At 55.1% G+C, this 23,414-nt stretch carries 17 protein-coding genes; 3 read left to right on the top strand and 14 right to left on the bottom strand.

Features of this window, described 5'->3' with window-relative positions; genetic code table 11:
• Window positions 1-311: 311 nt before the first annotated feature.
• Window positions 312-3,029, top strand: a complete 2,718-nt coding sequence (gene malT, locus ACQE3Z_RS12245; protein ID WP_426974017.1) for an HTH-type transcriptional regulator MalT — start codon at window positions 312-314, stop codon at window positions 3,027-3,029.
• Between the two features lie 29 nt (window positions 3,030-3,058).
• Here the strand turns inward: malT and ACQE3Z_RS12240 are convergent, their stop codons facing one another.
• The 3 genes from ACQE3Z_RS12240 to glpE form a co-directional block, all read right to left on the bottom strand.
• Window positions 3,059-3,817, bottom strand: coding sequence for a DeoR/GlpR family transcriptional regulator (locus ACQE3Z_RS12240; protein WP_085068617.1), 759 nt, complete (start codon window positions 3,815-3,817; stop codon window positions 3,059-3,061).
• An 85-nt stretch (window positions 3,818-3,902) separates the two neighbouring features.
• On the bottom strand, window positions 3,903-4,727 hold the full coding sequence (glpG, locus tag ACQE3Z_RS12235) for a rhomboid family intramembrane serine protease GlpG (RefSeq protein WP_426974078.1): 825 nt from the start codon (window positions 4,725-4,727) through the stop codon (window positions 3,903-3,905).
• A 38-nt stretch (window positions 4,728-4,765) separates the two neighbouring features.
• Window positions 4,766-5,095 carry a thiosulfate sulfurtransferase GlpE gene (gene glpE, locus ACQE3Z_RS12230; RefSeq protein WP_426974016.1) on the bottom strand — a complete coding sequence of 110 codons (330 nt, stop codon included), beginning with the start codon at window positions 5,093-5,095 and terminating at the stop codon, window positions 4,766-4,768.
• A gap of 280 nt (window positions 5,096-5,375) precedes the next feature.
• On the opposite strand from glpE, the gene glpD reads away from it, so the two are divergent.
• The gene (gene glpD / locus ACQE3Z_RS12225; protein ID WP_426974015.1) at window positions 5,376-6,884 is read left to right on the top strand and encodes a glycerol-3-phosphate dehydrogenase; all 1,509 of its coding nucleotides are present in this window, start codon (window positions 5,376-5,378) and stop codon (window positions 6,882-6,884) included.
• Between the two features lie 78 nt (window positions 6,885-6,962).
• On the opposite strand, the gene glgP is transcribed toward glpD, so the two are convergent.
• The 6 genes from glgP to asd all read right to left on the bottom strand — a co-directional run bounded on the left by glgP (window position 6,963) and on the right by asd (window position 17,889).
• Window positions 6,963-9,410: a glycogen phosphorylase gene (gene glgP / locus ACQE3Z_RS12220; protein WP_426974014.1), complete on the bottom strand. Its 2,448-nt coding sequence runs from the start codon at window positions 9,408-9,410 to the stop codon at window positions 6,963-6,965.
• Window positions 9,411-9,430: 20 nt separating this feature from the next.
• The gene (gene glgA / locus ACQE3Z_RS12215) at window positions 9,431-10,864 is read right to left on the bottom strand and encodes a glycogen synthase GlgA (RefSeq protein ID WP_085068625.1); all 1,434 of its coding nucleotides are present in this window, start codon (window positions 10,862-10,864) and stop codon (window positions 9,431-9,433) included.
• A 67-nt stretch (window positions 10,865-10,931) separates the two neighbouring features.
• Window positions 10,932-12,224, bottom strand: a complete 1,293-nt coding sequence (glgC, locus tag ACQE3Z_RS12210) for a glucose-1-phosphate adenylyltransferase (protein WP_250651497.1) — start codon at window positions 12,222-12,224, stop codon at window positions 10,932-10,934.
• 10 nt (window positions 12,225-12,234) lie between these two features.
• On the bottom strand, window positions 12,235-14,220 hold the full coding sequence (gene glgX / locus ACQE3Z_RS12205) for a glycogen debranching protein GlgX (protein WP_426974013.1): 1,986 nt from the start codon (window positions 14,218-14,220) through the stop codon (window positions 12,235-12,237).
• Entirely contained in the window at window positions 14,217-16,403 is a 2,187-nt protein-coding gene (gene glgB, locus ACQE3Z_RS12200; RefSeq protein ID WP_426974012.1) for a 1,4-alpha-glucan branching enzyme, read from the bottom strand. Before glgB ends, glgX begins: the two co-directional genes overlap by 4 nt.
• A gap of 379 nt (window positions 16,404-16,782) precedes the next feature.
• A complete protein-coding gene (gene asd / locus ACQE3Z_RS12195) occupies window positions 16,783-17,889 on the bottom strand; it encodes an aspartate-semialdehyde dehydrogenase (RefSeq protein ID WP_426974011.1) in 1,107 nt (368 codons plus the stop codon).
• A gap of 241 nt (window positions 17,890-18,130) precedes the next feature.
• Here asd and ACQE3Z_RS12190 point away from each other — a divergent pair, with 241 nt between their 5' ends.
• Window positions 18,131-18,724 (top strand): YhgN family NAAT transporter, encoded by a 594-nt coding sequence (locus ACQE3Z_RS12190; protein ID WP_085068632.1) that lies wholly within the window; start codon window positions 18,131-18,133, stop codon window positions 18,722-18,724.
• A gap of 59 nt (window positions 18,725-18,783) precedes the next feature.
• Here the strand turns inward: ACQE3Z_RS12190 and gntU are convergent, their stop codons facing one another.
• From gntU to ACQE3Z_RS12165, 5 genes are all read right to left on the bottom strand, one after another.
• Window positions 18,784-20,124 carry a gluconate transporter gene (gene gntU, locus ACQE3Z_RS12185; RefSeq protein ID WP_250651493.1) on the bottom strand — a complete coding sequence of 447 codons (1,341 nt, stop codon included), beginning with the start codon at window positions 20,122-20,124 and terminating at the stop codon, window positions 18,784-18,786.
• Window positions 20,125-20,133: 9 nt separating this feature from the next.
• Window positions 20,134-20,670, bottom strand: a complete 537-nt coding sequence (gene gntK, locus ACQE3Z_RS12180; RefSeq protein WP_085068635.1) for a gluconokinase — start codon at window positions 20,668-20,670, stop codon at window positions 20,134-20,136.
• Window positions 20,671-20,809: 139 nt separating this feature from the next.
• Window positions 20,810-21,805 (bottom strand): gluconate operon transcriptional repressor GntR, encoded by a 996-nt coding sequence (gntR, locus tag ACQE3Z_RS12175; protein WP_426974010.1) that lies wholly within the window; start codon window positions 21,803-21,805, stop codon window positions 20,810-20,812.
• Window positions 21,806-21,962: 157 nt separating this feature from the next.
• On the bottom strand, window positions 21,963-22,658 hold the full coding sequence (locus ACQE3Z_RS12170) for a pirin family protein (protein ID WP_426974009.1): 696 nt from the start codon (window positions 22,656-22,658) through the stop codon (window positions 21,963-21,965).
• Between the two features lie 276 nt (window positions 22,659-22,934).
• Entirely contained in the window at window positions 22,935-23,414 is a 480-nt protein-coding gene (locus tag ACQE3Z_RS12165; protein ID WP_426974008.1) for a putative T6SS immunity periplasmic lipoprotein, read from the bottom strand.

Raw genomic sequence — 23,414 nt, 5'->3', positions numbered from 1 at the left:
CCCCCTGCGGCGGCATCCTCCTGTAGCCAGATTCATCAGGGAGGAGCCGCAGGGCGTAGGAAAAAGTGTGACCGATGGCAGGTTAACTTAAGATGTCATAGCGAAAAAAAGCGCCTTTTCAGCGGCGTTTTGTGGCTTTTTTTACAAGAAAGCGTCAAAAAACAATAAGGAAATGTGATGAGGTGCAACTTAATGAACTCTGGTCGGAGGCCATTCTTGCATTAACGCGCGGCAGCACAGAAAGTACTTAATTACGCAGCGTAAAATAATTCCCTTTGTTTCCTTCTATTTCACCACAGTGAAGTGTCGCCATGCTGATACCATCGAAACTCAGCCGTCCTCTGCGGCTTCAGAACACCATTGTTCGGGAGCGTTTGATAGCCAGGCTTGCGAACATTGCGCACTACCGTTTAGCCCTGATTAGTAGCCCTGCCGGCTATGGCAAAACCACGCTGGTGGCGCAGTGGGCGGCGGATAAAAGCGATCTGGGATGGTATTCGCTGGATGAGAGCGATAACTACCCTGAGCGTTTTGCTAACTATTTTATGGCGGCAGTACAGCAGGCCACTGACGGGCACTGCGTGCGTAGCGAAGCGCTGGCGCAAAAACGTCAGTATGCCAGCCTTAGCGCGCTCTTTTCCCAGCTGTTCGTGGAGCTTTCCGAATGGCATCGGCCGCTTTACCTGGTGATTGACGACTACCATCTGCTGACCAACGATGCCATTCATCAGGCGATGCGCTTTTTTATTCGTCATCAGCCGGAAAACCTGACGCTGATTATCCTTTCGCGTAATTTGCCCTCGCTGGGCATCGCTAACCTGCGCGTACGCGAGCAACTGCTGGAAATTAACAGTCAGTCGCTGGCCTTTACGCCACAGGAGGCGAAACAGTTTTTTGATTGCCGCCTGCAGCGCCCTATCGGCGCAGATGATTCGCAGCGGTTGTGCGATGAAGTTGCCGGCTGGGCAACCGCGCTACAGTTGATTGCCCTGACGGAGCGTCAATCCAATACCCCAACTCATCACTCCGCGCAGCGTCTGTCAGGCATTAACGCCAGCCATCTTTCCGACTATCTGGTGGATGAGGTGCTGGACTGCGTGGACGCGGCGACGCGTAACTTTTTGTTACGCAGTTCCGTGCTGCGTTCTATGAACGATATGCTGATTGCTCACCTGACCGGCGAAGAAAATGCACAGCTGCGGCTGGAAGAGACAGAGCGTCAGGGCTTATTTCTTCAGCGCATGGACGACAGTGGAAAATGGTTTAATTTTCACCCGCTGTTTGCCACCTTTTTACGCCAGCGCTGTCAGTGGGAGCTGAGCAGCGAACTGCATAAGCTGCATCGGGCGGCGGCAGAGGGCTGGATGGCGCTCGGCTACGCCGGAGAAGCAATTCATCATGCGCTGGCGGCGGAAGATACTCATCTGCTGCGCGACATTTTGCTGCATCATGCCTGGTCCCTGTTTAACCATAGCGAACTGGCACTGCTGGAAGAAGGGCTTAAAGCGCTGCCGTGGCAGCTGCTGGTTGATAATCCCCGCTTGATTCTGTTGCAGGCCTGGCTGGCGCAAAGCCAGCATCGCTACGGCGAAGTAAATCTTTTGCTGGCACGTGCTGAAGAAGAGATGACGCGGCAACAGATCGCTATCGATGCAGTTCTGAGCGCTGAATTTGATGCGCTACGCGCGCAGGTGGCGATTAACGCCGGGAAGCCCGAAGAAGCGGAGCGGCTGGCTAATCAGGCGCTGGCGAACCTGCCGCTGGCAAACTACTACAGCCGTATTGTCGCCACCTCGGTAAAAGGAGAGGTTCTGCACTGTCAGGGGCAGCTGGAGGCCGCGCTGGCCACCATGCAGCAGACTGATGAGATGGCGCGCCACTATAACAGCTGTCATTACGCGCTCTGGGCGCTGCTGCAACAGAGCGAGATCTTGTTGGCGCAGGGCTTTTTACAGACCGCTTACGATATTCAGGAAAAGGCCTTTGCGCTGATTAACGAAGAAGGGCTGGAACAGTTGCCGATGCATGAGTTCCTGCTGCGTATTCGCTCGCAGTTGCTCTGGTCCTGGGCGCGCCTTGATGAGGCAGAAGCCACCGCCCGTAAAGGGCTGGAAGTGCTGGCAAACTTCCAGCCGCAGCAGCAGTTACAGTGTCTGGCGATGCTGGCGAAATGCGCGCTGGCGCGTGGCGATCTGGACAATGCACGTCGTCACTTGATTCGCTGTGAGAATCTGCTTGGCAACGGTCAGTATCACAGCGACTGGGTAACCAACGCCGACAAACCGCGCGTGATTTACTGGCAACTCACTAACGATAAGGTCGCCGCGGCTAACTGGCTGCGGCTGACGCCAAAACCACCTACTGCCGATAACCACTTTTTGCAGGGCCAGTGGCGGAATATCGCACGCGTGCAAATTCTGCTGGGCCATTATGAAGAAGCCGAAGTGGTGCTGGATGAACTGAATGAAAGCGCGCGGCGGCTACGCCTGACCAGCGATCTGAATCGTAATCTGCTGCTGCTTAATGCGCTTTACTGGCAAACCGGACGTAAAAGCGAAGCCCAGCAGACGCTGATTGAAGCGCTGACGCTGGCAAACCGCACCGGCTTTATCAGCCACTTTGTGATTGAAGGCGAAACCATGGCGCAGCAACTGCGTCAACTGTTGCAATTGCATACGCTACCAGAGCTGGAACAACACCGTGCGCAGCGCATTTTGCGCGACATCAATCAGCATCATCGCCACAAATTCGCCCATTTCGACGAGGGCTTTGTCAGCCGCCTGTTGACACACCCGCAGGTGCCGGAACTGATCCGTACCAGCCCGCTTACGCAGCGGGAATGGCAGGTGTTGGGTCTGATTTACTCCGGTTACAGCAACGATCAAATTGCCGGGGAACTGGAAGTGGCGCAAACCACTATCAAAACCCATATCCGCAATCTCTATCAGAAGCTGGGCGTTATGCATCGGCAGGAAGCCGTGCAGCAGGCACAGCATTTACTGCACCTGATGGGCATGAGCGTGGCGTAGCGGTTAACAGGCGCGGTGAGAAAAGTTACTCAGCACAGCTCCAGATGGACTTCGTGCTGTTCAATCACTTTCATCACGCTGGCGGGCGGCATTTCATTGGTAAACAGATAGTCCACCAGGCTCATATTGCCTAAGTTCACCATGGCGTTGCGGCCAAATTTAGAGTGGTCGGCAACCAGCATCGCACAGCGTGAGTTTTCGATAATCGCCCGTTTGGTGCGAACTTCGTGATAGTCGAACTCCAGCAGCGAGCCATCCATATCGATGCCGCTAATGCCAAGAATGCCGTAATCCAGCCGGAACTGTGAGATAAAATCGAGCGTTGCTTCGCCCATAATGCCGCCGTCACGCGTACGCACCTCGCCACCGGCGATAATCAAGCGAAAATCGGGCTTCGTCATCAACAGCGTGGCGACATTCAGATTATTGGTCACGATGCGCAGATCGTTATGGTTCATCAATGCATGCGCTACCGCTTCTGGCGTGGTGCCGATATCAATAAACAGCGTCGCGCCGTCGGGGATTTGACTGGCCACACGCTGAGCGATGCGCGCCTTTTCCACCGACCACATCATTTTACGATCTTGCCAGGCGGTATTTTCCGAACTGGAAGGCAGCGCCGCGCCGCCGTGATGGCGCTGGATTTTGTTTTGATCGGCCAGATCATTTAGATCGCGGCGAATAGTTTGCGGACTGACGTCAAAATGCTCAACCAGCTCTTCAGTACTCACATATCCCTGACGCCGAACCATATCGATAATAGCGTCATGACGTTGCGTCTGCTTCACATAAATCTCCTGTTAATCGCGCGGCATCAGGCCACAGCTACATTATTTTTTGTCGGCGACCCGTGCCAGCCTGATGCTTCTGCCATCAGCCCTTCTTCACCCGGCGCGTATCAACAAATGCCATCGCCAGCCCTACCGCCAGGCCAGCGGCGTGTGCGGCGTTAGCAATCGGCAGGCCAAATGCGCCAAAATAACCAATGACCAGCCACAGAATAGCGAAAGCCATCAAACCGCGCTCCAGGAAAATCCCACTTTCGGGATCGCGCTCGCCTCGCAGCCATGCATAACCCATCAGCGCATAGACCACGCCGGATAGCCCGCCAAACCAGGGGCCGCTAAATTTGGCCTGCATCCAGCCGCTTAACAGAGCGGAGATCAGGGTAATCACAAACAGTTTGCCGCTGCCCAGCCGCTTTTCTACCGCGCCGCCGATATACCACCACCAGAGCAGATTAAATACCAGGTGCAGCAGCGAGAAGTGCAGCAGGATATGGCTAAACCAACGCCAGGGCTGAAAAAAGGGTGAGACATCCAGCCGCCAGGCCAGCCAGGCCAGCATGATGCCATCGCCGACAATTTGCATCAGGATATACACGGCGATACAGGCGATGGCCAGCAGCATAGTGAGCGGCCCGGCACGCTGGCGCAGATTAGTCAGCAGGCTGTCGCGCTGATAGTGTAATCCGCTATCCGTGGTGCCGCTCTGCCAACTGGCTGCCTGATAGCGCGGATGAAAAGGATCGCGAACAAACTGTTCAAGTTCGTTTTCGACCATTTGCTGTTTCGTCTCATCCTCCAGCAGCAGGATAAGCTGATCTTCCTTTTTGATATGCAGCGTAACGCCGCGCGTGGCCATATAGTCAACAAACGCCTGCGCCATACGCGGATTATTGAACTGAGTCAGTTGTATCATTGCCCATTTCCTGAGGTGTGATCGTAAGACAACGCTTATTCCATTTGCGTCTCAACCAGCTGCGGGAAGGCCGCACGCCAGGCGTCAAAGCCGCCGTCAATGCTGTAAACCTGTTCGAATCCCTGCTGGATTAAATATTGCGCCGCGCCCTTGCTGCTGTTGCCGTGATAACACATGACCAGCACCGGCTTATCGAAATCGGCCTGTTGCATAAAGGTATTCAGCGTGCCGTTTGTCAGGTGGAAAGCCCCTTTGGCATGACCCGCCGCAAAACTTTGCGGATCGCGAATATCGACCAGCAGCGCGTCGCCTTCAGCCAGACGTTGTTGCGCCGTATCGACGCTGATGCATTCAAATTGTTCCATACCGGGTTCCAAATCAACAAAGTGCGGTAAGCCGATTGCGGGGCCGCACGTGATACGTGTGCCGCCTTTCAGCCATGAAGATCTCTATTGTAACGCGAAGCGGATTAACTATAACCCAACTAACAGAAAGGTTAACGCCGCCTGGCGCGGCAAATTATGTTAACTGAATCACGCTAAGATGTTTTTATTGGGTTAAAGCTGGCATCAATGTTGGTTTGCGATTATTATTATGCTCGAAAACGAACATAGACGAACTATTCCGAACATCGGGGGAGATGACGTGGAAACCAAAGATCTGATCGTTATCGGCGGCGGCATCAACGGTGCCGGTATTGCGGCCGACGCCGCAGGACGCGGACTGTCAGTGCTGATGCTGGAGGCGCAGGATCTGGCATGCGCGACCTCCTCCGCCAGCTCAAAACTGATTCATGGCGGCCTGCGCTACCTGGAACATTATGAATTCCGTCTGGTCAGCGAAGCGCTGGCCGAGCGTGAAGTACTGCTGAAAATGGCTCCGCACATTGCCTTTCCCATGCGTTTCCGCCTGCCGCACCGCCCGCATTTACGTCCGGCATGGATGATCCGCACCGGCCTGTTTATGTATGACCACTTAGGCAAACGCACCAGCCTTCCAGGCAGTAAAGGGCTGCGTTTCGGCGCAGACTCCGTCATGAAGCCGGAAATCACGCGCGGTTTCGAATATTCTGACTGCTGGGTCGACGATGCGCGTCTGGTAGTGCTGAACGCTCAGGAAGTGGTAAAACGCGGCGGCGAAGTTCGTACTCGCACACGCGTTACCCGCGCATGGCGCGAAAACGATATGTGGATGGTAGAAGCGGAAGATGTCGATAGCGGTAAAACCTTTACCTGGCGCGCCAAAGGCCTGGTCAATGCCGCCGGTCCGTGGGTTAAACAGCTGTTTGACGACGGCCTGAAGCTGAAATCCCCTTACGGCATTCGCCTGATTAAAGGCAGCCATATTGTAGTGCCGCGCGTTCACACGGAAAAACAGGCTTATATTCTGCAGAACGAAGACCATCGTATCGTTTTCGTGATTCCGTGGATGGATGAGTTTTCCATCATTGGCACCACCGATGTGGAATACAAAGGCGATCCGAAACAGGTAAAAATTGACGATAACGAAATTGCCTATCTGCTGAAAGTGTATAACGCGCACTTTAAAAAGCAGCTGGATCGTAGCGATATTGTCTGGACCTATTCCGGCGTGCGTCCGCTGTGTGATGACGAATCTGACTCACCGCAGGCAATTACCCGTGACTACACGCTGGATGTGCGTGACGATGCGGGTAAAGCGCCGCTGCTGTCGGTGTTCGGCGGCAAGCTGACCACTTACCGCAAGCTGGCTGAACATGCCATGGAGAAGCTGGCGAAGTATTACGCCAATATTGGCCCGGCCTGGACCAAAACGGCAGTGCTGCCAGGCGGTGATATTGCCGGTACGCGTGAGGATTACGCCGCCAGCCTGCGTCGTCGTTATTCCTTTATTAGCGAAGGCATGGCGCGCCATTATGCCCGCACCTACGGCAGCAACAGCGAGCGGATCCTACAGAACGCCACTTCCCTGAGCGATCTGGGTGAAGATTTCGGCCACGGTTTCTATGAGGCTGAGCTGCGTTACCTGATGGAAAACGAGTGGGTGCGCGAACTGGATGACGCGATCTGGCGTCGCACCAAACTTGGCATGTGGCTGAATGAGGCGCAGCAGGCGCGCGTGGCGCAGTGGCTGGACGCGCATGGCAAAAAGCCGACACTCTCGCTGGCGTCATAAACCCGCGCTTTAAAGAGCATAAAAATAATCCCCTGCCAGCATAGTGCTGGCAGGGGATTTTTATTGCCGATGCGGAAATCAAAGCCTGATAGGTGAAATATGCCAAATCTCGTCAGCGTATTCCTGAATGGTACGATCTGAAGAAAAGTAGCCCATATTAGCGATATTCAGCGCCGCACGTCGCTGCCACTCTTCCGGCTGGCGATACAGTTCATCTACTTTGTCCTGCGTATCCACGTAGCTACGATAGTCAGCCAGCAGCTGATAGTGATCGCCCAGACCAATCAACGAATCGTAGATATTGTGATAGCGTCCTGGCTCTTGCGGGCTGAACACGCCGGTAGCAATCTGTGTCAACGCCTGACGCAGCTCTTCATCCTTTTCATAATACTGACGCGAGTTGTACCCTTCCCGCCGCAGCTTTTCCACCTGATCGGCGGTATTACCAAAGATAAAGATGTTCTCTTTGCCCACGTGCTCACGCATTTCAACATTCGCGCCATCCAGCGTACCGATGGTTAACGCGCCGTTGACGGCAAACTTCATGTTACTGGTACCGGATGCTTCGGTGCCAGCCAGCGAGATCTGTTCAGAGAGATCGGCGGCCGGAATAATGATCTGCGCCAGGCTCACGCTGTAATTGGGAATAAACACCACCTTCAGCTTGTTTTTCACCTGCGGATCGTTATTGATCACCTGCGCTACGTCGTTAATCAGATGAATAATATGCTTCGCCATATAGTAGGCAGAGGCCGCCTTACCGGCGAAAATATTAACGCGCGGCACCCAGTTGGCATTGGGATCGGCCTTGATGCGGTTATAGCGGGTGATCACGTGCAGCACGTTCATCAACTGGCGCTTGTATTCGTGGATACGCTTGATCTGCACATCAAATAGCGCATTAGGATCCAGCACGATATCCATGTTTTTCGCCACCCAGGCCGCCAGACGCTTTTTATTCTCCAGCTTGGCATCGGCAATTTTTTCTATAAAAGCAGGGAAATCGATTTGCGGTTTGATCTCCGCCAGCTGGCTAAGATCGGTGCGCCAGTGACGTCCAATGCTTTCATCCAGCACTTCAGAGAGCGCCGGGTTAGCCAGCGCCAGCCAGCGACGCGGGGTAATACCGTTGGTCTTATTACAGAAACGCCCCGGGAACAGGCGGGCAAAATCGGCAAACAGCGACTGTACCATCAGATTCGAGTGCAGCTCCGATACGCCATTCACTTTGTGGCTGACCACCACCGCCAGCCAGGCCATACGTACCTGGCGTCCGTTGTTTTCATCAATAATCGAAATACGTGACAGCAGCTCCCACTCGTTCGGATAGTGATCCTGAATGGTTCGCAGGAAGTAGTCGTTGATTTCAAAAATGATTTGCAGATGGCGCGGCAGGATCTTGCCGATCATATCCACCGACCAGGTTTCCAGCGCCTCACTCATCAATGTATGGTTGGTATAGGAGAAGACCTGGCACACCACTTCAAACGCATCGTCCCAGCTGAACTTATGCTCATCGATCAGCAAGCGCATCAGCTCCGGGATCGCCAGCACCGGGTGGGTATCGTTCAGGTGAATGGCAATTTTATCGGAGAGATTATCGAAGGTCTGATGCATTTCCCAGTGACGGTTCAGAATATCCTGTACCGTTGCCGAAACGAGGAAATACTCCTGACGCAGTCGCAGCTCGCGGCCAGAGTAGGTTGAGTCATCCGGATAGAGCACGCGCGATACGTTTTCCGAATGGTTTTTATCTTCTACCGCAGCAAAGTAATCGCCCTGGTTAAATTTCCCCAGGTTGATTTCATTACTGGCCTGCGCGCTCCACAGCCGTAGCGTGTTGGTCGCATCGGTATCAAAGCCGGGAATAATCTGGTCATAGGCCATCGCCAGCACTTCTTCGGTCTCCAGCCAGCGCACCTTCGCGCCCTCATGCTGTAACCGTCCGCCGAAACGCACTTTATAACGGGTGTTATAGCGCTGAAACTCCCACGGGTTGCCATATTCCAGCCAGTAGTCCGGCGACTCCGCCTGGCGTCCATCCACAATGTTCTGTTTAAACATGCCGTAATCGTAACGGATGCCATAGCCGTGTCCGGGCAAGCCTAAGGTGGCCAGCGAATCAAGGAAACAGGCTGCCAGACGCCCTAAACCGCCATTACCCAGCCCCGGATCGTTCTCTTCCTCAATCAGCTCCGCCAGATCCAGCCCCATCTCTTCCAGCGCGCTGTTGAGATCGTCATAGATCCCCATCGCCAGCAGTGCATTAGAGAGGGTGCGGCCCATCAGGAATTCCATCGACAGGTAATAAACCTGACGCACATCCTGCGACAGCTGAGCACGGCTGGAGCGCAGCCAGCGCTCTACCATGCGATCGCGCACCGCCAGCAGCGAGGCGTTCAGCCATTCATGCTTGTTGGCGGAAGAGGGATCTTTACCCAGCGTAAACATGAGCTTATAGGCAATAGAGTGCTTTAACGCTTCGACCGTTAGCGTAGGTGATGCATAGGTAAAAGGTGCGTTCATAGCAAATATCCTAAATCAGGTTACAACAACCGTTGATAAAGATCCCGGTAGGCCTGTGCAGCCACCTGCCAGCTAAAATCCATCGCCATTGCCTGACGCTGCACGTAGCGCCAAAGAGAAGGACGAGACCACAGCACAAACGAACGCCGGATAGCACGCAGTAGCGACCAGGCATTGCTGTCCTCAAAGGTAAAACCGCTGGCGATGCCGTCCGCCAGGTTTTCCAGAGAACTGTCATTAACCGTGTCCGCCAGCCCGCCGGTGCGTCTTACCAGCGGCAGCGTGCCGTACTTCAGGCCATAAAGCTGCGTCAGTCCGCAAGGTTCAAAGCGACTCGGCACCATAATCACATCCGCTCCGCCCATAATGCGGTGGGAGAACGCTTCGTGGTAGCCAATCTGTACTCCAACGCTGCCGGGGTTTTCCGCCGCCGCCGCCAGGAAGCCCTGCTGCAATACCGCATCGCCTGCCCCCAGCAGCACCAGCTGTCCGCCCTGCTCCAGCAGACTTGGCAACGCCTCCAGCACCAGATCCAGCCCTTTCTGCTTGGTCAGACGACTTACCACCGCAAATACCGGCACGCTGTCGTCAACTTTCAGCCCCATTGCAATCTGTAGCTGACGCTTGTTCTCCGCCTTGGCATCCAGCGTATCGCGGTTGTAACGCGCGTTAAGCAGCAGGTCATGCGCGGGGTCCCAGATTAGCGGATCGACCCCGTTCAGAATGCCGCTCAGCCGCCCCTCCCGCATCCGCTGTGCCAGCAGCGCCTCCATGCCGTTGCCATATTCCGGCAGGGTGATCTCGCGCGCATAGGTCGGACTGACCGCCGTAATATGATCGGCAAAGAAGAGCCCGGCCTTGAGGTAAGAGATCTGGCCGAAAAATTCCAGCCCATGCATATCGAAAAACGACCACGGCAGCTGGATTTCATCCATATGATGCGCGTAGAACAGCCCCTGATACGCCAGGTTATGCACGGTAAATACCGACTTCGCCGGACGTCCGCGCGCCGCCAGATAGGCACAGGTTAAACCGGCGTGCCAGTCATGGGCGTGCACAATATCCGGACGCCAGTTGGTATCCAGCCCGCAGGCCATTTCACACCCCATCCAGCCGAGCAATGCAAAGCGCAGATAGTTGTCCGGATAATCGAACTGGTTTTCATCGTGATAAGGGCTGCCAGGCCGATCGTACAGGCCCTCAGCTTCAATCAGATAAATGCCAACCCCATTAAAATGTCCAAAGTGCAGCCTGACCGGGCCTGCGAAAGTTTGCAGCTCAGCGACGACTTCCGTGTCGGTAATTCCCTTACGCAGATCCGGAAACGCCGGGAGTAAAACGCGCGTGTCCGTTCCATCTGCAATCTGTGCTGCCGGTAATGCCCCCACCACATCAGCTAACCCGCCGGTTTTCAGCAGCGGGAAAAGTTCTGAACAGACATGTAAAACCTGCATTCTCGGCTCCTTTAACGGAAATCTGGCGCGATCCTCGCGCAGATTGCGTGTGTTACTGTTTTGCCGGTCAGGCGGAAGTGTCGGCCAGCCTGGCCAGCATTTCGCGCGTTACCAGCACGATGCCCTCTTCGGAACGGTAAAAACGGCGGCTGTCTTCATCAGGGTTTTCGCCGATTACCATGCCTTCTGGAATAACGCAGGCGCGATCGATGACGCAGCGGCGCAGACGACATGAGCGTCCAATCACCACGTCAGGCAGCAGCACTGCAGAATCAATATTGCAAAATGAGTTCACGCGTACGCGTGAGAACAGCACGGAATGAACCACTACCGAACCAGAGATAATGCAGCCGCCAGAGACCAGCGAGTTCATGGTCATGCCATGACTGCCGGAGCGATCCTGAACAAACTTAGCCGGTGGCAGAGGTTCCATATAAGTATGAATTGGCCATTCATGGTCATACATATCCAGCTCCGGCGTTACGGAAGCAAGATCGAGATTGGCGCGCCAGTAGGCTTCCAGCGTTCCCACATCACGCCAGTAGGGCACCGCCTCATCATCGTTTTGCACGCAAGAGAGAGTAAAGGAGTGCGCCAGCGCTTCGCCGCTGGCGACAATTTTCGGCAGCAGGTCTTTACCGAAATCGTGGCTGGAGCCTGGGATCTCCAGGTCTTCTTCCAGTAGCTGGTAAAGGTAGTCGGCGTTAAAAACGTAGATACCCATGCTGGCCAGCGCTTTGCTGTCATCGCCAGGCATAGAGGGCGGCTGCGCCGGTTTTTCCACGAAATCCACTACGCGATTTTGCTCGTTTACCGCCATAACGCCGAACGCGGTGGCCTCATGCAGCGGCACCGGCAGGCAGGCAATAGTGCAACGCGCATTGTTATCGACATGGTCAAGCAGCATGCGCGAGTAATCCATTTTGTAGATATGGTCGCCCGCCAGGATCACGATATATTGCGCATCGTAGCGGCGAATAATATCCAGGTTTTGGGTTACCGCATCGGCGGTGCCGCGATACCAGTGCTCAGTGCTAAAACGCTGCTGAGCCGGCAGCAGGTCAACAAACTCGTTCATCTCTTCATTGAAGAAAGACCAGCCGCGTTGAATATGCTGCACCAGCGAGTGGGACTGATACTGCGTAATCACCCCAATGCGCCGGATGCCGGAGTTGATGCAGTTCGACAGGGCAAAATCGATAATGCGAAATTTGCCGCCAAAATGCACCGCAGGTTTTGCGCGCGTCGCGGTCAAATCTCTCAGGCGCGTGCCGCGTCCGCCTGCAAGAATGAGGGCCACAGTTTGCGTTGGCAGCTGTCTCGCCAGCATCAGGTGATCGGTACGTTCTAACTTGACCATGTCTGACTCCTTATACTTGCTTCTGGAACACACACGCGCCGTGCGCAGGCCCATGCCAGACAGTGGACGGAACAGGATTATCTTCCCCGGCAAAAGGAGGAACCGCGCGCCACTCTCCATCTGGTAGAGATAATTCGCTCACGTCTTGCGTGGCATTAATCGTGATCAACCAGCGTCCGGACAGCAGGATTTGCAGTTTATGCTCATCCTGCTCCCACTGTTGCTCATCCAGCGGCTCTCCCTGACTGTTTAGCCACTGAACATTGCCATCACCTTCCCTCCACCAGCGATCCTGCGTCAGCGCAGGGATCTGCTGACGCAAATGAATCAGCGCGGCGGTAAAGGCGTACAGCCCTTCATCCTGGTTTTCCCAGTCGAGCCAGGTGAGTTCGTTATCCTGACAGTAGGCGTTATTGTTGCCGTGCTGGGTATGCCCATGTTCATCACCGGCCAGCAGCATCGGCGTGCCCTGCGCCAGCAGCAGTGAAGTCAGCAAGGCGTGCGCGCTGCGACGGCGGCGCTCCAGCACGTTAAGCGAGACCGTTAGTCCTTCGCTGCCGTGATTATGGCTAAAGTTGCCGTTGTGTCCGTCGCGGTTATCTTCGCCGTTGGCCTCATTGCGTTTACGCGTGAAGCTCAGCAGATCGCGCAGAGTAAAGCCGTCATGGGCGGCGATCAGGTTCACCGTGGCGGACGGCAGGCGGTCACTATGCTGGATGGCGTCGCTGGAGGCGGCGAAACGGCGCGCAAAGTCGGCGTTGGTCACTCCGCCAAGCAGCCAGTAACGGCGCATATCGTCACGGAAGCGATCGTTCCAGTCAGCAAAGGGCGACGGAAAACTGCCCACCTGATAGCCGTTCGGCCCGATATCCCACGGCTCGGCGATTAGCTTCACTTGAGAAAGAATCGGACAGGCTTTTAGCGCCGTGAAGAAAGGCGCATCGGCACGAAAATCGGGCGTTCTTCCCAGCACCGGAGCCAGATCGAAGCGGAAGCCATCGACATGGCACACCGTAACCCAGTAACGCAAGCAGTCGAGCGCCCAGTTCACTACCTGCGGATGACTGAAATTGAGCGTGTTACCGCAGCCGGTCCAGTTGTGATAATGGCCGTCATCGGTTAACCAGTAGTAGCTGGCGTTGTCGATCCCGCGCATTGAAAGCGTCGGACCGATCTCTTCCAACTCGGCGGTATGATTCAGCACGATATCCAGCACCACCTCAATGCCCGCCGCATGCAGCGTTTTCACTGCCTGCTGAAACTCCTGTAGCGGGCTCAGGCCGCCAACGCCGGAGGCGTAACGCGGCTCCACCGACCAGAGCGCATAAGGGTTATAGCCCCAGTAGTTACGCAATCCCAGCTGTTGCAGGCGCGGCTCATCGGCAAACTGCGCCACCGGCTGGAGCTCCAGCGTGGTGATACCGAGCTGTTTGAGGTAATTGACAATAGCAGGATGCCCCAGCGCAGCGTAAGTACCGCGCTGCGTTTCCGGAATTTCCGGATGCCGCTGGGTTAATCCACGCACATGCGCTTCATAGATCACCGTATTGCCCCAGGGCACACGCGGCGCGGCGTCATCGCCCCAGTTAAAGGCTTCCGCAACCACCACGCTTTTCGGCGCAATCGCTGCGTTATCCTGCTCATCGCGCTGCCATTCGCCACCGTTAAACAGCGGGCTGTCCACTACCTTGCCCTCAACGGCGCGGGCGCAAGGATCAACTAACAGCTTAGCCGGATTGAAGCGATGCCCCTGCTCCGGCGCCCAGGGACCATGTACCCGGTAGCCGTAGCGCTGGCCCGGCTGGAGATCGGGTACGTAGCCATACCAGATGTTATTGGTGCGTGACGGCAAGTCATAGCGTACTTCCTGTCCCTTTTCATCGAACAGGCAAAGCTCCACGCGTTGAGCGTGTTGAGAGAACAGCGTGAAGTTAACCCCGTTACCATCCCAGGTTGCGCCAGGGGGAGCAGGATTACCCGTACGCAAATGACTCATTCCGCCTCCCGAATCAGCCAAATCGTCGCCAGCGGCGGTAATGTCAGCATCAGCGAATGCTCACGGTTGTGGCTGGGTAGCGGATCGCTCCACACCACGCCGCCGTTGCCGGTATTGCTGCCGTGGTAATGAACAGAGTCGGTATTCATGATTTCGCGCCAGGCGCCGGGCTGGTTAATACCGAACCGGTAGTTGTAACGCGGCACCGGCGTAAAGTTACTGGCAACGATGATTTCGTTACCGTCACGATCGCGGCGCGCAAAAATAAATACCGAGTTTTCGTAATCATCCACCACCAGCCATTCAAAGCCGTTGCCTTCGAAATCGCACTGGTGCATGGGCGCATGATGCCGATAGGTAAAGTTAAGATCGCGTACCAGGCGCTGTACGCCGTGGTGCCAGTTGTCCTCGCCTTCCAGCAGGTGCCAGTCAAGGCTGGCGTCATGATTCCACTCACGTCCCTGCGCGAACTCGCCTCCCATAAACAGCAGCTTTTTGCCCGGGAAAGCCCACATCCAGCCGTAATAGGCGCGCAGGTTGGCAAATTTCTGCCAGGTATCGCCCGGCATGCGATCGAGGATCGAACGTTTGCCGTGTACCACTTCATCGTGCGAAAGCGGCAGCACGAAGTTTTCGGTGTAGTTGTACAACATGCCGAATGTCATCAGGTGATGGTGATGACTGCGGTAAATCGGGTCCTGCTTCATGTAATCCAGCGTGTCGTGCATCCAGCCCAGGTTCCATTTGTACCAGAAGCCCAGACCGCCGGTTTCCGGCGGACGCGATACGCCGTGAAAATCGGTGGATTCCTCAGCGATGGTGACCGCGCCCGGTGCAGTGTTGCCCAGCATCCGGTTGGTGTAGCGGATAAAATCGATCGCTTCGAGATTCTCACGCCCGCCAAAGTGGTTCGGCACCCACTCGCCCTGCGGACGGCTATAGTCGCGGTAGATCATTGACGCCACCGCATCCACGCGCAGGCTATCGATGCCAAAGCGTTCTACCCAGTAGAGCGCGTTACCGGCAAGATAGTTACTGACTTCACGTCGTCCGTAGTTATAGATCAGCGTGTTCCAGTCCTGATGAAACCCTTCGCGCGGGTCTTCATGCTCATACAGCGCGGTGCCGTCAAACTGCGCCAGGCCGAAATCATCGGAAGGGAAGTGGCCGGGCACCCAGTCAAGGATCACATTCAGGCCGGCAGCGTGCGCTGCAGCGACAAAATGGCGGAACTCATCGCGCGTGCCGAAACGTCGGGTCGGCGCATACATCCCCACCGGCTGATAGCCCCAGCTACCGTCAAACGGATGCTCGTTAATCGGCATCAGCTCAATATGGGTAAAGCCCATCTCTTTAACGTAGGGGATCAGCTGCTCTTCCAGCTCTTTGTAGCTCAGCCAGAAATTGTTATCGGTGTGACGACGCCAGGAGCCGAGATGCACTTCATAGATGGAAATCGGCGCGTCAAAGGCGTTGGCCGCTTTGCGGTCCTCGCGCATGACCACCTTTTCCGGCAGTCCACAGATTACCGAGGCGCTGTCAGGGCGCATTTGCGATTCAAAAGCAAACGGGTCCGATTTCAGACGCAGATGCCCTTTATTATCAATAATTTCAAACTTATAAAGTTGTCCGGTGCGTGCTGCCGGCACAAACAGCTCCCAAATACCGATTTCCCGGCGGAAGCGCATCGGATGGCGGCGGCCATCCCAATAGTTAAAATCACCCACCACCGAGACGCGGCGAGCGTTAGGCGCCCAAACCGAGAAGCGGGTACCGCTAATGCCATCAATCACGTCGGCATGCGCGCCCAGCGTTTCGTAGGGGCGTAAATGGGTGCCTTCCGCCAGCAGCCAGCTGTCCAGCTCTTGCAGCAGCGGGCCGAAGCGATAGGCATCGTCAATCAGGTTCTGCTCGCCATGCCAGGTGACGGCAAGCTGATAGCGAAACGGGTTTTTACGACGGGGGATAACACCGTTAAAAAAGCCGCGTGAGTCGAGACATTTCAACTGAGCGCATTTACGCCCGGTGCTGGTTTCAATCACCCACACTTCTGAGGCATCAGGCAACAACGCCCGCACCTCAAGTCCGTTACTGGTCTGATGCATTCCCAACAGTGAAAACGGGTCAGCGTAGTGACCTTCAATAATCGCATTGATCGCCTGGCGATCCGGGAGCTCTGACATGACTTTCTTCCTGTGATGTATGGTAGCCGAAACGTTACGTTTGAGGACGTTAGCCTGACTACTCTTCAATGAGCCATGCGCACGCTGGCAGAGCCGCACCTTTCCCTGGAAAAAGCGTTGCCGCGCGCATCAACTTTTAATCTTCAAAGCAGAAAAACAAAACAGTCCTGCTAAGCATAGACAAGGCCAACAATAAGCCTGCGAACTTTGTATAAAATAATTAGCACAATGCTAAAAAAGAGGATACGGATCACCCAGCGGTTAATTTTTGCGTCAGCATGATGAAAACACTGGGAAAGGAAGAGAGTGTGAAATTTCGGATTAAGGACGGGACGTTAGCCACTTGCCCCATTCAGTCGTTGAATGGGGCAAGTGCCGATTAATCTACCAGCAAACGCAGCATGCGACGCAGCGGTTCGGCAGCGCCCCACAGCAGCTGATCGCCAACGGTAAAGGCAGAAAGATATTCCGGCCCCATGTTCAGCTTACGCAAACGCCCTACCGGCGTGGTCAGCGTGCCGGTTACCGCCGCAGGCGTCAGTTCACGCATTGTCAGCTCACGGTCGTTGGGCACCACTTTCACCCACTGGTTATGCGATGCCAGCAGCTGTTCGATTTCCGCCAGCGGCACATCCTGTTTCAGCTTCAGCGTGAAAGCCTGGCTGTGGCAGCGCAGCGCGCCAACGCGCACGCACAGACCATCAACCGGGATAGTTTGCTGCGTACCAAGGATTTTGTTGGTCTCCGCCTGGCCTTTCCACTCTTCGCGGCTCTGGCCGTTTTCCAGCTGCTTATCAATCCACGGAATCAGGCTGCCCGCCAGCGGCACGCCGAAATTATCCACCGGCAGCGTGCCGGAACGGGTAAATTCGGTGACTTTACGCTCGATGTCCAGAATCGCCGACGCCGGATTTTGCAGCTCTGGCGCAACGTGATCGTGCAACATCCCCATCTGCGTCAGCAGCTCACGCATATGACGCGCGCCGCCGCCGGAGGCCGCCTGATAGGTAGCGACGGAAGCCCACTCAATCAGATTGTGCGCAAACAGACCACCCAGAGACATCAGCATCAGGCTCACGGTGCAGTTGCCGCCAACAAAGGTTTTGATGCCTTTATCCAGCCCTTCACGGATGACCTGCTGGTTAACCGGGTCGAGGATAATGATGGCGTCGTCCTTCATGCGCAGCGTGGAGGCCGCGTCAATCCAGTACCCCTGCCAGCCGCTGGCGCGCAGCTTCGGGTAGATCTCACCGGTATAATCGCCGCCCTGGCAGGTGATGATAATATCCAGCGCGCGCAACGCCTCAATATCATACGCATCCTGTAGCGTACCGCTGTGAGCGCCTACCGTCGGTGCAGCCTGCCCGTGCTGTGAGGTTGAGAAAAAAATCGGACGAATCACGTCAAAATCACGCTCTTCGCTCATGCGCTGCATCAGCACTGAGCCGACCATACCGCGCCAACCAATAAGACCTACATTTTTCATTAAACACCTGCTACAGGCTTCCGGTTGATGACTGCGTCACCAGGATAGCGCCTGACTGTCTGAAGAGTAAAAATACCGGCTCGCCAGAAAGCGAAGCCTGCCAGAGAAAATGGGTTTACCTGTGACCCTCAACTCTACAAAATGCAGCTCTGCTGGCAAGTGAATTAATTCGATTGCGTTAATCTTTTCAACAGCATTGCTAATAACGGCGCTGCTGAATTAAAAGCAAAGAGCAAAATAAATGACTGAAATGATCTCCGCGACCATATTATTGTTGTTGATTATGGATCCGCTCGGCAATTTGCCGATATTTATGTCGGTTTTAAAGCATCTGGAGCCGAAACGGCGGCGTATCGTTTTGATCCGCGAAATGCTGATTGCGCTGGCGCTGATGCTGCTTTTTTTGTTTGCTGGCGAAAGAATTTTGGCGTTTCTTAACCTGCGTACTGAAACGGTCTCGATCTCCGGCGGAATTATTCTGTTTCTGATCGCCATTAAAATGATCTTCCCGTCGCCGGAAAGCAGCAGTACCGGTCTGCCGGTCGGTGAAGAACCTTTTCTGGTACCGCTGGCGATCCCGCTGGTGGCCGGACCTTCGCTGCTGGCGACGCTGATGCTGCTTTCGCACCAGTATCCGCATCAGATGGGTTATCTGGTCGGCGCGTTGCTGTGCGCGTGGGGCATTACGGTGGTGATTCTGTTGCTTTCCGGCCTGTTTCTGCGGCTGCTGGGCGACAAAGGCGTCAATGCGCTGGAGCGTCTGATGGGGCTGATTTTGATTATGCTGGCGACGCAGATGTTCCTTGATGGCATTCGCGCCTATCTGAAAATTTAGTCTGGCAGGCGATAAAGGGCATCAGAAGCGGGCGGATATCGGGTATCCGCCCGTAACGATCAGGAGAGCAGTTGAAAAGCGATCATGCCGACAATGGCGCCGGTGGTGCCCAGAATGGTTTCCATCAGCGTCCAGGTTTTTAGCGTTTGCGCCTCGGTTGCGCCGGTAAAGCGGCCAAACAGCCAGAAGCCCGCGTCGTTGACATGGCTGACCACAATCGAACCGCCAGCGATGCACAGCGACAGCGCCGCCATCTGCGCGCCGTTGTAGTGCAGCGGCTCAATCACCGGCATCACCAGCCCTACGGCCGTTAAACAGGCCACCGTCGCCGAGCCCTGAATAATGCGCACCGCTGCCGCAAGGATAAAACAGGCCAGCGCAATCGGCAGGCCCGCGCCGGTTAAGGCGTTGCCCAGCGCCGGGCCAACGCCGGAATCTACCAGCACCTGCTTAAACACGCCGCCCGCGCCGATGACCAGCAGAATAATGCCCGCTGGCTGCAGCGCACTACCGCAAACCTGCATCACCTTCTCTTTATCCATCCCCTGGCGCCAGGCCAGGCCATAAATCGCCAGCAGCAGCGCCAGCAGAATCGCAGTAAACGGATGACCAATAAACTCCAGCCACTCATACAGGCGTGAGCCTTCAGAGGTAAAACGCGCGCCGATGGTTTTTAGCCCCACCAACACCAGCGGGAAAAGAATCAGCGACAGGCTAAAGCCAAAGGAAGGCAGCTTATGCGCTTCCACTTCCGGCTGCGCCACTTCCTCCGGTACGTTAAAGCTGACGTGGCGGCTGATAAAGTTGCCAAACAGCGGACCGGCGATCAGCATACCGGGCAGCGCCGCGCACAGCCCCAGCAGGATCATCCAGCCGAAATCAACATGCATCTGCGACGCCAGCAGCATCGGTGCCGGACCCGGCAGCAGAAACGCCGCCGCCGCCGCCACGCCGGCAAACAGCGGGATCACCAGCCTGACAAGGTTATCGCCGGTGCGTCTGGCCACGGCGAAAGCGATGCTGATCAACAGCACCACCGCCACTTCAAAAAACAGCGGCAGCGCGCAAATCAAGCCCGCTATTCCCATCGCATAATGCGCCCGGCTTTCGCCGAATGATTTCAACATGCGAATAGCGATTTGATCGACCGCGCCGGTTTCATGCAGGATTTTGCCAAACATAGCGCCCAGCGCTACCACCACGGCGAGAAAGCCAAGCGTACCGCCCATGCCTTTTTCCATGGTTTCGGCAATTTTATCCAGCGGCATCCCGGAGAACAGGCCAGCGCCAAAAGAGACTAATATCAGGGCGACAAAAGCGTGCATACGCGCCTTCATCACCAGAAACAGCAGCAGAACAACTGAACCTGCTGCGGTTAAAACCAGGGTTGCGGTACTCATCAGAAACAACTAATCCTTTTTGATCGCACCCTCAATGGTCGCGATGGTGGCGGCAACGACATCCGGCAGGGGGTGATTGATATCCACCACCAGCACATCGCTTTCATCGGCGTCCGGCTCTTCCAGCGTATCGAACTGGGAGACCAGCATTTGCGGCTTAAAGAAATGGCCTTTGCGCGCCTTCAGGCGGCTTTCAATGGTGGCAAACTCACCTTTCAGATAGATAAACGAGAGGTTGTTATTCCCCTGACGCAGGATATCGCGATAGCTTTTTTTCAGGGCGGAGCAGACGATGATCGAAACGGCCTGAGTACGCTGCATGGCAAATGCCGCATCGTTAACCGCTTTTAACCAGGGACGACGATCGTCATCGTTCAACGGATGGCCTTCCGCCATTTTTTCAATATTCGCGCGGGGATGCAGAAAATCGCCGTCGAGAAACGCGGTTTTCAGCTGGTGCGAGACTTCATAAGCAACGGCAGATTTGCCGCTGCCTGATACGCCCATCAAAATGAATACATGATGAGACGGCGACTGATTTTGCATTATTGTTAGCTCCGGCAGATGAAGATGCCAATGTTACCGATAACATTGATATACCCATTCTCAGTACGTGCGTTCATCGGCGCAACCTGTCTCACAGGAAAAGCCTGGAATTGTGAGCAAGTTCAAAAAAAGCGCAGATTCAGATGCTCTCCCCTTCCTGGATCTCAAAACCCACATCGACAGGCTGATGTTCGCGGCTTTCACCGCCAATACGCGCTAACAGCAGCGCGGCGGCTTCACGCCCCATACGATCGCGCGGTGTCAGCACAGTTGCCAGACGCGGCGTGACCACGTGCGCAATGTCATGCCCGTGAAAGCCGGCAATCGCCATTTGCTGCGGCACACGCAATCCCTGACGCTGACATTCAAACATAGCACCTATCGCCAAATCGTCATTGGTGCAGAACAGGCTGTCGGTTTGCGGGTAACGCCGCCGCGCCTCACACAGCAGCATCGCGCCCGCGCTAAAAGAAGAGGCCTCTTCCATCATGACGCTGCGCGGTTCCAGCCCCGCCTCACGCATTGCCAGTTCATAGCCCCGTTGTTTTTGTAATGTGCGCTCATCCAGCCGTGCGCCCAGATAGACGGTATGTCGATGCCCTTTCGCCAGAATCGCCCGGGTCATTTGTCGCGCCGCCTCAACGTTATCAAAGCCCACTGCCATATCCAGGCAGGGTGAGACGCTGTCCATCATTTCAATTACCGGAATCCCGGCGGTTTCAATCATGCGCAGGCTGGCTGGCGTATGGGTTCGTTCGGTAAGGATCAGCCCGTCAATGTTCCAGCCCAGCAGCGAACGCAGCTGTAGCTCTTCTTTCTCCGGGTTGTAACCAAAGTGACCGACCAGCGTCTGATAACCTGCCGCATCGGTTACGCTTTCAATGCCGCGCAGCACATCGGCGAATACCTGGTTAGTTAATGAAGGCAGCAGCACGCCAATTGCACGGCTGGTGGCGTTAGAAAGCATATCGGGAGCGCGGTTGGGAATGTAGCCCAGCTCATCCAGCACGACGGCAATTTGCGCGCCCAGCGCAGCGGAGACCTGTTGCGGATTACGGAGGTAGCGGCTGACGGTCATTTTCGTCACGCCAACGCGATCGGCAACATCCTGAAGCACGGGTCTTTTTTTCTTCATTATCATTCGCAGGCCAGAGGGAGGTGAGGATGAGTTTACAAAAAAACCGCAGCAGTAACGAGCAGGGAAAACGCGCCTTGTCTGAGACCAGGCGCGCATTGATAAATCGCAGGCAAAAAAAGCCGCCGTCGGGTTGCGACAGCGGCCTGGGTTTGGCTTAAACCGGAGGCAGATCGAACAGCAGGATCTCTGCGTCGCTGCTCGCCTGTAGCATCAGCGTGCTCTCTTCCCAGATTGCCAGCGCGTCGCTGGTGGCGAGCGGCTGGTCATTTACCTGCACTTCGCCTTTTACCACCTGGATCCAGATGCGACGTGACGGATCCAGCGCAATAGTGTCGCTTTCACCCGCTTTCAGTACCCAGCGCGACAGCGTCATATCCTGATAGACCTTCAGCGAACCCTCACGGGCATCCGGCGAAAGGATCAGTTGACGACCTGTAACATCGGCAAAGCGTCGCTGGTCGTAACGCGGTTCAATGCCGGTGCTTTCCGGGATAATCCAGATCTGATACAGATGCAGCGGCTCACTGCTACTGGCGTTATATTCAGAATGATGTACGCCGGTACCGGCGCTCATAATCTGGAACTCGCCCGCCGGGATCTGCTCTTTATTGCCCATGCTGTCCTGATGCTCTACGGTGCCGGAAAGCACGTAAGTCAGGATTTCCATATCTTTATGGGGATGCGTACCAAATCCCTGACCGCCAGCAATAACATCTTCGTTAATTACCCGCAGCGCCGAGAAGCCCATGAAATTGGCATCGTAGTAATTGGCGAATGAAAAAGTGTGCCAGCTGTCCAGCCAGCCGTGGTTAGCATGTCCGCGCTCTTCAGCTTTACGTAAGTAAATCATGTTCAATGCTCCTCAACGTTTTTTTCTAGTCTGGGGCCGGAGCGGATGGAATGATAGCTGAAAAACTTCACGCCTCTGTTCAAAAAAAATGAAGAGGTGTGCGAAGAGGTTTAAGCGCTTTGGCAAATGCAGGGCAAAAAAAAGCCAGCTTCTGGCTGGCTAAAAAAATACTGGAAGCAATGTGAGCAATGTCGTGCTTTCGCAGGGAGTCCGATACGGGTCTCGCTGGAGTGCATGGCAATAATAATCATTATCATTCGTATCTGTAAAGCTTTTTTACTGCTGCTCTGGTGAGATAAGCTCGAACTCATCTGACGATCTCGCAGGCAGATTCCAGTTTGGCGGCTCCGGCTCAACTTCCTCGACCTGCAATCCATGTGCACCCTCAGAAAGACGGAAGCGGGTAACAAAGCCTCTGCCCCAGGGAAAATGCTTCTTTTTGAATTTCTTTTCTGAACTCAGAACAACGGAAAATACATAAGCGGTATCAAGCCGAAACGGGTAAGCAGCGATATCCAGACACTCATCGGCACGAACAGTGTAAGACTTAGGTATAAAAAGCTTTTCACGGGCCATACCTGCCATTTCATAGATGTGTATGGCGTAAACCTCCTCGTCTCCCTCCGGTTGTACGGTTACACATGGTTTATTATCTTTAATCGTCACTTGAGCAGGATAGTCAGGATGGAAATAGTCGCCTGGACCAGGGCAGCCGCTTAGCAGCAAGGCGGCTGCTATAAAGAGTAATTTTCGCAT

It is taken from the genome of Pantoea sp. FN0307, assembly GCF_050113815.1.
GTDB lineage: Bacteria > Pseudomonadota > Gammaproteobacteria > Enterobacterales > Enterobacteriaceae > Mixta > Mixta alhagi.
This window is presented reverse-complemented; position numbering and strand designations above follow the sequence as displayed.

Bases quoted from the DNA above. Each gene is read 5' to 3' on its own strand.
- malT (WP_426974017.1), top strand. From the start codon at position 312: ATGCTGATACCATCGAAACTCAGCCGTCCTCTGCGGCTTCAGAACACC.
- glpE (WP_426974016.1), bottom strand. From the start codon at position 5,095: ATGGAACAATTTGAATGCATCAGCGTCGATACGGCGCAACAACGTCTG.
- glgP (WP_426974014.1), bottom strand. From the start codon at position 9,410: ATGAACGCACCTTTTACCTATGCATCACCTACGCTAACGGTCGAAGCG.
- glgA (WP_085068625.1), bottom strand. From the start codon at position 10,864: ATGCAGGTTTTACATGTCTGTTCAGAACTTTTCCCGCTGCTGAAAACC.
- glgC (WP_250651497.1), bottom strand. From the start codon at position 12,224: ATGGTCAAGTTAGAACGTACCGATCACCTGATGCTGGCGAGACAGCTG.
- glgX (WP_426974013.1), bottom strand. From the start codon at position 14,220: ATGAGTCATTTGCGTACGGGTAATCCTGCTCCCCCTGGCGCAACCTGG.
- glgB (WP_426974012.1), bottom strand. From the start codon at position 16,403: ATGTCAGAGCTCCCGGATCGCCAGGCGATCAATGCGATTATTGAAGGT.
- asd (WP_426974011.1), bottom strand. From the start codon at position 17,889: ATGAAAAATGTAGGTCTTATTGGTTGGCGCGGTATGGTCGGCTCAGTG.
- ACQE3Z_RS12190 (WP_085068632.1), top strand. From the start codon at position 18,131: ATGACTGAAATGATCTCCGCGACCATATTATTGTTGTTGATTATGGAT.
- gntU (WP_250651493.1), bottom strand. From the start codon at position 20,124: ATGAGTACCGCAACCCTGGTTTTAACCGCAGCAGGTTCAGTTGTTCTG.
- gntK (WP_085068635.1), bottom strand. From the start codon at position 20,670: ATGCAAAATCAGTCGCCGTCTCATCATGTATTCATTTTGATGGGCGTA.
- gntR (WP_426974010.1), bottom strand. From the start codon at position 21,805: ATGAAGAAAAAAAGACCCGTGCTTCAGGATGTTGCCGATCGCGTTGGC.
- ACQE3Z_RS12170 (WP_426974009.1), bottom strand. From the start codon at position 22,658: ATGATTTACTTACGTAAAGCTGAAGAGCGCGGACATGCTAACCACGGC.
- ACQE3Z_RS12165 (WP_426974008.1), bottom strand. From the start codon at position 23,414: ATGCGAAAATTACTCTTTATAGCAGCCGCCTTGCTGCTAAGCGGCTGC.